Raw genomic sequence first — 8,558 nt, forward strand, 5'->3', positions numbered from 1 at the left:
GGCCGGCGGGGACCAGGTCCGGCACCTTGGGCAGGGCGGCGAACCGGCCGAGGGTGACCGGTTCCGGTTCGCCCTGGCCGGTGCTGGCCATCAGCAGGGCCGCCTGGAGTTCGGTGATGCCGGCCAGGCCGGCGGGCTGAACGACGGCGTACTGGCGGCCGCCGCCGGAGTTGCGGACCAGGTAGACGTCGCCGACCGCCGCGCCGGGCACCGCCGCCGACCGCTGCCCCCGCTCGGGCAGGGCCAGCGGGGCCAGGTCGGTGCCCGCGGGCAGGGTGTTGAGCAGGGCGGGCGCCACCGGCACCGCCCGCTCCCGGGTGGCGGCCAGCGCCGCCAGCACCCGGTTGGTGTCGCGGAGCAGGTAGCGGCGCTTGCCCCAGATCAGGTGCAGGCCGCCGTCGGGGTGCCGGACCAGCACCCCGTCCTGACCGGTGGACCGTCCTCCGTCGGTGTCCCGGCCGATCAGCAACGCCGAGCGCGGCGCCTGCCGGCCCGCCTCGGCCGGAGTGACCGAGCAGACCGTCCACGGGGCCGTCGTGAGCCGCCTCGGGGCGGGCAGCGAGTCCGGGGCGTCGGCGATGCCCAGCGGCAGGCCACGGGGTACCCCGTCGATGGAACGGCGGGACACCAACACCGTCGAGGGCCGGTCCGTGCCGATGACCAGCAGCGCCGAGGCGTAGTTGAGCACCGGGTGCAGCTTGCCGTCGCGGTAGACGAACCGGGCCCCGGACTCCTTCTCGACGATCACCGCCGCGGGGTCGCGCCACTTGCTGCCGCCGCCGGCGAACAGCCCGTAGAGCGCGAAGCCGCCCAACGCGATGGCGGCCACCAGCACGCTGGCCACGCCTGCGCCGGCCAGCCGGCGGAAGGGGGACCGCGCCGGGTCGGTCTCCCGCATGACCAGCGCGGCGACCGCCCGCTGGACGGTGAACTGGTACGAATGGAGCTGGTCCTGCCGCGACGGCATGGCGTCCCTTCCGGCGAGTCGTCGGGGCACAGGATAAGCGTTGCGTCGATGCCCCGGAGACCCTGCGTCGTCGGTGCCGGCCGGCGTGGGGGGAGGCCGGCCGGGTCGCGGGTAGCATCCGGCACGACGGCAACGGCAGGGAGGCTGGGTTGGGCGCGCGTTTCGAGGAACTGGCATGGCGGGAGACCCCGATCGGCGCGATCAGCCTGCGTCGACGCCGCGACCCGGCAGCCGGCGTCGACGTGTACGAGGTGAAGCTCGACGACGAGTTCCTCATGTCCAGCCTCTTCCCGGTGGCGGAGATCGAGCTGGCCCGCCTGGGCCTGGCGCCGCTGGCGGGGGACGCCCTGGACGTGGTGGTCGGCGGCCTCGGCCTCGGCTACACCGCCCGCACCGCGCTGGAGGATCCCCGGGTGCGTTCGCTGGTGGTGGTCGAGGCGATCGAGGACGTGATCGACTGGCACCGGCGGCAGCTGCTGCCCTTCGCCGCGGGGCTGGCCCCCGACCCGCGTACCCGGTTCGTGCGGGCGGACTTCTTCGCCGCGGTGGCCGGCGGCGCCGGTCTCGACCCCGACCAGCCCGGCCGCCGTTTCCACGCGGTGCTGTTGGACGTCGACCACTCCCCCCGGCACCTGCTGCACCCCAGCCACGCCCCGTTCTACACTCCCGACGGGTTGCGCCGGCTGGCTGACCTGCTGCATCCCGAGGGGGTGTTCGCGCTCTGGTCGGACGACCCGCCGGACGCCGGGTTCGGCGCGGCACTGGCGGAGGTGTTTCCCGCCTGGCAGGCCCACGTGGTGCCGTTCGCCAATCCGCTGACCGGCGGCCAGTCGGCCAACACCGTGTACGTCGCCCGGCGCTGAGCCGGTCCTCCTTCCCGGACGGCATGTCTCCCGGCGGCCTGGGTATGCACGCGGGTCACGCGGTCACACGGGAGGTGCACATGCGGGCCATGCTCTGGGTCGTCGGCGTCGTCGCCGGCGCGATCATCCTGCTGGGGCTGCTCCTGGAGGCGGTCCGCTGGCTGGTGGTCATCGGGGGGATCGCGCTGCTCGCGGTGATCGTGCTGGCGTTCGTCCGAGGGCGGCGGGCGGTGCACCGGCACTCCGCCGCCCGCCGCTGACGCGACCACCGGGGTCCTGACCGTCCGGACGCCGACGGGTCGTGGCAGGGTGTCGGCATGCCGGTGGTCCTCTTCGGACCGGTGCCGCTGGCCCTGGCCGGGCTGGTCGCGGTGGTCGGCTGGTCCCGGGTGCGGCTGGGCGACCACTCCACGGCTCAGGTGCTCGCCGGCACGGTGGCCGGCGTGCTGGTCGCCGCGCCGACGTTCCTGCTGCTCGCTGGGCGCTACGGCGGGTGGGCCGCCCCGGTTGCCGGGACGACCCACCCGGTTCCACAGAGGCCGGCGGGCTAGCGGGTCGCGCAGATGGCGTACGACCTCAGGGTCCAGTTCCCGGCGAAGACGTCCTCCTCGTAGGCGCCGGCGGTGACCGAGGTCGGAGCAATGACGGCGCTGCCGTTGGGCCGCAGGTCGTCCACTACCACCTCGCCGGTGGCGCCGGTCATCTCGAACCCGGTGCCGGTCAGCACCTGACCGCTGCCGCAGTTCGCGGTGACGAAGCGGGAGTCGGTCGAGTTGCTGGCGCTGACCGCCGTGAACCTGACCAGCCCGGGTACCGGGCTGGCGCAGATCGCGTACGCGGTGAGGCTCCAGTTGCCGGTGAACGTCTCCGCCTCGTACGCCCCCACGGTCACCGCCGTGGGCGCGGTGACCGTGCTGCCGTTGGGCGTGAAGTCGTCCACCACCGCCTCACCCGTGGCGCCGGTCATCTCGAAGCCGGCGCCGGTCATCACCTTGCCCGTCGGGCACGCGGCGGTGGTGCCGTGGAAGTCGTTCGAGTCGGTGGTGCCGGCCGCCGTGACGCGGACCAGCCCGGCCAGCGGGCTGGCGCAGACCGCGTACGCGGTGACGCTCCAGCTACCGGCGAACGTGTCCGCCTCGTACGCCCCCACGGTCACCGCCGTGGGCGCGGTGACCGTGCTGCCGTTGGGCGTGAAGTCGTCCACCACCACCTCGCCGGTGGCCCCGTTGACCTCGTAACCGGTGCCGATGAGCACCTTTCCGGCCGGGCAGGCGGCCGTGACGCTGCGGAAGTCGTTGGAGTTGCTCGCGCTGACCGCGGAGATTCGCACCAGGCCGGGTACGGCGGCCGAGGCCGGGTTCGGGGCGGCGACCACGCCCGTGACGGTGGCGCCGAGCACGAGGACGAGGGTGGGCGCGGCGATGCGCCGGATTCCGGTGTGACCTGACATGTACTGCTCCTGTTCCATGACCCCGCGGCTGCGCCTGTCGGCTGATCCGTCCGGGGTGCCGTTACGGTGCGCTTACGATAGGTGACTCCGCGACCAGGCATTATCTGGAATCCGACTACAAAGAGTAGTCAATGGAACTTGTCCTATCCGGAATGACCGGCATATCATTATCCGCCGTCTTGTTGTCTCGGCCCCGGTCCCGTCCGCCGGTTGTCACACCCGGTGGCGATCATGGCCACGGCGCGCGGGGCGGTCCCGCGGCCGAAGGAGTCCCTCATGGCCGAGACCCTGTTGTTCCACCACGCGCTCGGGCTCACGCCCGGGGTCCGCCGCCTCGCCGCGCACCTGGAGGCGGCCGGGCACACCGTCCACCTGCCCGACCTGTACGAGGGTCGGGTCTTCGACGACCTCGCCGCCGGTGTCGCCCACGCTCAGCAGATCGGCTTCGGCGTTCTCGTCGAACGGGGCCGGCGCGCCGCCGAGGGGCTGCCCGACGCGCTCGTGTACGCCGGGTTCTCCCTCGGCGTCCTGCCGGCGCAGGCGCTGACTCAGACCCGCCCCGGCCCGGCGGGGGCGTTGTTCCTGGAGGCCTGCCTCCCCACCGGCGAGTTCGGCGACGGTTGGCCGGCCGGCGTGCCGGTGCAGGTCCACGGAATGGACGCCGACGAGGTGTTCGTTGACGAGGGCGACCTGGCCGCCGCCCGCGCGCTGGTCGACGAGGCGTCCCGAGGCGAGCTGTTCCTCTATCCCGGGAATCGGCACCTCTTCGCCGACGACAGCCTGCCGTCGTACGACCCGGCGGCGACCGCGCTGCTCGTCGAGCGGGTACGGGGCTTCCTGGCCGCCGTCGGCGGTTCAGGCCCCGGTCGTCGCCAGGGTGCGGGTGGGGAGCCCGTCGGCCGGCTGCGTCGAGCGCCGGTTGGGCAGCGAGAGACGGATGACCTTCCACCACGCGGAGGCGACCTGCTTGGGCAGCGGCCCGGTGGTGTACTTCAGCCCGTACCGGTCGAACAGCGCCCGCACCTGCGGGGCGATCTCCTGGTACCGCTTGCTGGGCAGGTCGGGGAAGAGGTGGTGTTCGATCTGGAACGACAGGTTGCCGGTCATGGTGTGCATCAGTCGGCTGCCGCTGATGTTGGCCGAGCCCAGCATCTGCCGCAGGTACCACTCGCCCCGGGTCTCACCCTCGATGGAGGTCTTCTCGAACGTCTCCACGCCCTGCGGGAAGTGCCCACACATGATCACCGAGTGGCTCCACAGGTTGCGGATCAGGTTCGCGGTGAAGGTGGCGGCCAGGGTGGTGAGGAAGGACGGACCGGACAGCAGCGGATGGATCACGTAGTCCTTGAGGACCTGCCGACGGATCTTGCGCCCGACGGCGCGGACCCGGGCCCGGAACGCCGGGTCCCTGTGCCGGCCCTTCTGCAGGTTGCGGCCGAGCTCCAGGTCGTAGGCGGCGATGCCGTACTCGAAGAAGCAGGCGTTGAGGAAGTTCCACAACGGTTGACCCAGGTGCATCGGGTGCCACTTCTGGTCCTCGTCGACGCGCATGATGCCGTAGCCGAGGTCGTTGTCCTTGCCGAGCACGTTGGTGTACCGGTGGTGCAGCTCGTTGTGCGAGTGCTTCCACTGGTCGGCCGGGGAGACGTGGTCCCACTCCCAGGTGGTGGAGTGGATCTTCGGGTCGCGCATGAAGTCGTACTGGCCGTGCAGGATGTTGTGACCGATCTCCATGTTCTCCAGGATCTTGGCGATCGACAGGCCGAGGGTGCCGACCACCCAGGCCGGCGGGAAGAGCGAGAAGAGCAGCACGGCCCGACTGCCCACCTCCAGCGTCCGCTGGGTCTTGATGACGTTGCGGATGTACCGCGCGTCCGCCTCGCCGCGGTCGGCGAGCACCCGCTCCCGGATGGCGTCGAGCTCCTTGCCGATGATCTCGATGTCCTCGGCGCTGAGGTGCGCGATCGGGTTGTCCGGCTTCTTCTGGATGACGGTCACGTCGGCCTCCGGTCTACAGTTCGATGTCGCAGGTACCGGCCGCCGCCGACACGCAGGTCTGGATCAGGACGCCGTCACCGGGGACGGCGGTGGTGAGTTCGCCGTTGCGCAGGTCGCGCACCGCGCCCTGACGCAGCGGGACCACGCAGCCGAAGCAGATGCCCATCCGGCAGCCCGACGGCATGAGCGCCCCGGCGGCCTCCCCCACGTCCAGCAGGGGGGTGGCGCCGTCGGCGGTCACGGTGAGGCCGGCACGGGTGAAGGTGACGGTGCCGCCCTCGCCGGGGGAGATGACGGTCGGCCGGAACCGCTCGGTGTGCAGCCGCCGCGCGACGCCGGCGGCGTCCCAGTGCCGCTCGACCGCGTCGAGCATGCCCACCGGCCCGCACGCCCAGGTCTGGCGCTCCAGGTGGTCGGGGACCAGCCCGGCCAGCTCGTCGACGCCGAGCATCCCGTCGGTGTCGGTGTGCCGCTCGACCAGCCGGATCGCGCCCTGCGCGGCGAGGGCCCGCAGCTCGGCGCCGAAGACCACGTCGTCGACGGTGGGCGCGGAGTGCACCACGACCACGTCCGAGCGGGTGTGCGCGCCGGCGCGCAACATCCCCATCACCGGGGTGATGCCGCTGCCGGCGGTCAGGAAGAGAACCCGGGTGGGGGCGGGATCGGGCAGCACGAAGTCGCCCTGCGCCTGGTCGAGATGGATGATCGTGCCGGGCCGCAGCCGCCGGACCAGGTGGTTGCTGACCCTGCCGTCGGGAATGGCCTTCACGGTCACGCAGATACGGCCGTCGCGGCGTCCCGGGGCGGAGGTGAGCGAGTACGCCCGCCACTGCCGGACCCCGTCGACGTCCACGCCGAGACGGACGTACTGGCCGGGGGCGTGCCCCCGCCAGTCCCGGCCGGGCTGGATGGTCAGGGTGGCGGCGTCGCGGGTCTCCGGGTCGACGGCGAGGACCCGGCCACGCAGCGCCGCCCCGGCGCGCAGCGGCGCGATCAGGTCGAGGTAGTCCTCCGGCAGCAGCGGGGTGGTGACCGTCTCGGCGAGCCGGAGGAGCCGGTCGCGGACGGAGATCCGCGCCGGGGAACGCGGAACGGTGGTGGTCATGTGTCCAGGGTCGTCGTCCGTACGGATAACATCTTGACCATCGAAGGTGAATCGGGCACGGATTCTTGTTCGAGGTGAACAACATGACCGACGACTCTGGCGCCACCTCCCACCGGGCGGCCCACCTGGAGCTGGACGAGCAGGTGGCCGACCGGCTGCGCGACCGGCTGTCCGTGGTCGCCGAGCGTACCGTCACCGCCATCACCGCCGAGGTTCCCGACTACTCCGGCACCCTCACCGGGCAGATGCGCGACAAGATCGAGAACGCGGTACGGATCGCGCTCGGCACGTTCCTCCAGCTCGTCGAGCGGGCCGAGGAGTCCGACCGGAGCACGCCGCTGAACCGGGCACTGGAGGCCGCGTACGCGTTGGGCAGCGGCGAGGCCCGCTCGGGACGGAGCATGGACGCGCTGCTGGCCGCGTACCGGGTGGGCGCCCGGGTGGCCTGGCGGGAGGTCTCCACCACCACCGTGCGCAGCGGGCTGTCCGCCGAGACCGTCGCCGAGTTCGCCGAGCTGCTGTTCGCCTACATCGACGAGCTGTCGGCCGCCAGCGTGGCCGGGCACGCCGACGAGCTGGCCAGCGCCGGCCGGACGCGCCGCCGCTACCTGGAACGGCTCACCCAGCAACTGCTCGCCGGGGAGCCGGAGGACGTGCTGCGCCGCAGCGCCGAGCGGGCCGAGTGGCCGCCGCCGCACACGCTCACCGTCGCGGTGCTGCCCCGAAGCAACCTGCGGGCCGTGCTCGCCGTGCTCAACCCGCACACCCTGGAGAGCGGAGAGGACCTGCCCGGCGTGGAGTTGGCCGAGGAGCCGGCCGTGCTGCTGGTCCCGGACATGCACGGCGCACGGCGCCGGCGGCTGGTCACCGCGCTGCACGGGCACCGGGCCGCGCTGGGTCCGGCCCGGCCGTGGACCCGGGTCGCCGAGTCGTACCAGCGGGTGCTGCGCACGCTGGCGCTCGACCTGGAGCGGCCGGCGGACGGCGCCCCGCTGGACACCGAGGCGCACCTGGCCCGGCTGGTGCTCGGCACCGACCCGGCGGCGCTGGCCGACCTGCGCGAGCAGGTGCTGCGCCCGCTGGCCGAGTTGGCCCCGGCGACCGCCCAGCGGCTCGCCGAGACGCTGCGCTCCTGGTTGCTGCACCAGGGGCGGCGCGACGACGTGGCGGCGGATCTCTTCGTGCACCCGCAGACCGTTCGCTACCGGATGGGCCGCATCCGCGAGTTGTACGGCGATCGCCTCAACGACCCGGCGACCGTGCTGGACCTGACCCTGGCGCTGGCCTTCCCCCCGCCGCCGTGGGGTGTCGCGCGCGCCTGATCGGCTCGATTCGTGGCCAACGGCGGTGTCGGCCCACGTCCGACACCACCGCTCGCCACATCGTGGGAGGACCCCACCGCCGGTCCGCGTCAGTAGCCGTAGCGGTTCTTCAGGTGCCGCCACCAGTCCCGGAACATCCACGCGTCGAACTCGGTGATGCGCGAGGCGCTGCCGGCCTTCATGATGAAGCAGCACTGGCCGGTGGGTGTCCAGTCGTAGAAGTCGTCCAGGCCGAAGCTGTGCCCGATCTCGTGCAGCAGGATGTGGATGTTGTCGGCGTTGAGGTTGTTCACGAAGTACTCGCTGCCGATCCGCTGCCCCCAGTCACCGCCGGCGCCGCCGCCCATGCCGGCGGTCAGCCAGAGCGACATGTCGTAGTGGCGGGCGGCCCCGCCGGGGCAGTTCGGGTAGTTGCCGTTCTGGTTGAAGAAGCGTCCGCAGGGTTCGGCGCACTGCGGCGCGTTCTCCCGGATGTCGTTGACGTAGATGTCGACGGAGTTGTCGGTCCACTCCAGCTGCGCCCGGTCGCGGACGGCCCAGCCGACGACCTTCACCGGCACCTGCGCGTACGGCCAGCCGTTGTGGCCGGACATCAGGGACATCCACTTGCCCACCTGACGGGCGAGGGCGGCGTGGACCGCGTCCCGCTGGGCGGCGGTGACCCGGGCCGGGGAGTCCCACCGTACGCAGTAGTTGAGGTATCCACGGTTGGCCATCACCTGGTCCCAGCCGTAGTTGCGGAAACCGTACAGGTTGCCGTTGTTGTAGGTGCTCTCCTGGTGCCGCCACACCTCGTCGAGCGGTTGGACGAGCGCGGCGGGCGGGTTCCACCCGCTGGTGGGCGGGGTGGTGG

8 protein-coding genes and 2 pseudogenes are annotated in these 8,558 nt (G+C 72.4%); 5 read left to right on the forward strand and 5 right to left on the reverse strand.

Features of this window, described 5'->3' with window-relative positions; all coding sequences use genetic code 11:
- Positions 1-967: type VII secretion protein EccB (gene eccB, locus E1165_RS26305; RefSeq protein ID WP_132394418.1), on the reverse strand; the 967-nt coding region annotated here is incomplete at its 3' end.
- 149 nt (positions 968-1,116) lie between these two features.
- Here eccB and E1165_RS26310 point away from each other — a divergent pair.
- The 3 genes from E1165_RS26310 to E1165_RS26320 all read left to right on the forward strand — a co-directional run bounded on the left by E1165_RS26310 (position 1,117) and on the right by E1165_RS26320 (position 2,381).
- Entirely contained in the window at positions 1,117-1,830 is a 714-nt protein-coding gene (locus E1165_RS26310) for a spermidine synthase (RefSeq protein ID WP_132394419.1), read from the forward strand.
- Between the two features lie 80 nt (positions 1,831-1,910).
- Entirely contained in the window at positions 1,911-2,090 is a 180-nt protein-coding gene (locus E1165_RS26315; RefSeq protein WP_132394420.1) for a hypothetical protein, read from the forward strand.
- 57 nt (positions 2,091-2,147) lie between these two features.
- Positions 2,148-2,381 (forward strand): phosphatase PAP2 family protein, encoded by a 234-nt coding sequence (locus E1165_RS26320; RefSeq protein ID WP_132394421.1) that lies wholly within the window; start codon positions 2,148-2,150, stop codon positions 2,379-2,381.
- Here the strand turns inward: E1165_RS26320 and E1165_RS26325 are convergent.
- A complete protein-coding gene (locus E1165_RS26325; RefSeq protein WP_132394422.1) occupies positions 2,378-3,280 on the reverse strand; it encodes a hypothetical protein in 903 nt (300 codons plus the stop codon). The two genes, E1165_RS26320 and E1165_RS26325, sit on opposite strands and share 4 nt — an antisense overlap.
- 276 nt (positions 3,281-3,556) lie before the next feature.
- On the opposite strand from E1165_RS26325, the pseudogene E1165_RS26330 reads away from it, so the two are divergent.
- Positions 3,557-4,066: pseudogene (locus E1165_RS26330) on the forward strand (dienelactone hydrolase family protein); the annotation flags it as partial.
- Positions 4,067-4,135: 69 nt separating this feature from the next.
- Here the strand turns inward: E1165_RS26330 and E1165_RS26335 are convergent.
- Positions 4,136-5,278 (reverse strand): acyl-CoA desaturase, encoded by a 1,143-nt coding sequence (locus E1165_RS26335; protein ID WP_132394423.1) that lies wholly within the window; start codon positions 5,276-5,278, stop codon positions 4,136-4,138.
- Positions 5,279-5,291: 13 nt separating this feature from the next.
- Entirely contained in the window at positions 5,292-6,383 is a 1,092-nt protein-coding gene (locus E1165_RS26340; protein ID WP_132394424.1) for a ferredoxin reductase, read from the reverse strand.
- Between the two features lie 83 nt (positions 6,384-6,466).
- Between E1165_RS26340 and E1165_RS26345 the strand changes: the two genes are divergently transcribed.
- Positions 6,467-7,705 (forward strand): CdaR family transcriptional regulator, encoded by a 1,239-nt coding sequence (locus tag E1165_RS26345; RefSeq protein ID WP_132394425.1) that lies wholly within the window; start codon positions 6,467-6,469, stop codon positions 7,703-7,705.
- Between the two features lie 89 nt (positions 7,706-7,794).
- On the opposite strand, the pseudogene E1165_RS26350 reads toward E1165_RS26345, so the two are convergent.
- Positions 7,795-8,558 (reverse strand): annotated as a pseudogene (locus tag E1165_RS26350) (metallopeptidase family protein); the annotation flags it as partial.

Source organism: Micromonospora sp. KC723 (assembly GCF_004348595.1).
GTDB lineage: Bacteria > Actinomycetota > Actinomycetes > Mycobacteriales > Micromonosporaceae > Micromonospora.

Bases quoted from the DNA above. Each gene is read 5' to 3' on its own strand.
- E1165_RS26315 (WP_132394420.1), top strand. From the start codon at position 1,911: ATGCGGGCCATGCTCTGGGTCGTCGGCGTCGTCGCCGGCGCGATCATC.
- E1165_RS26320 (WP_132394421.1), top strand. From the start codon at position 2,148: ATGCCGGTGGTCCTCTTCGGACCGGTGCCGCTGGCCCTGGCCGGGCTG.
- E1165_RS26325 (WP_132394422.1), bottom strand. From the start codon at position 3,280: ATGTCAGGTCACACCGGAATCCGGCGCATCGCCGCGCCCACCCTCGTC.
- E1165_RS26340 (WP_132394424.1), bottom strand. From the start codon at position 6,383: ATGACCACCACCGTTCCGCGTTCCCCGGCGCGGATCTCCGTCCGCGAC.
- E1165_RS26345 (WP_132394425.1), top strand. From the start codon at position 6,467: ATGACCGACGACTCTGGCGCCACCTCCCACCGGGCGGCCCACCTGGAG.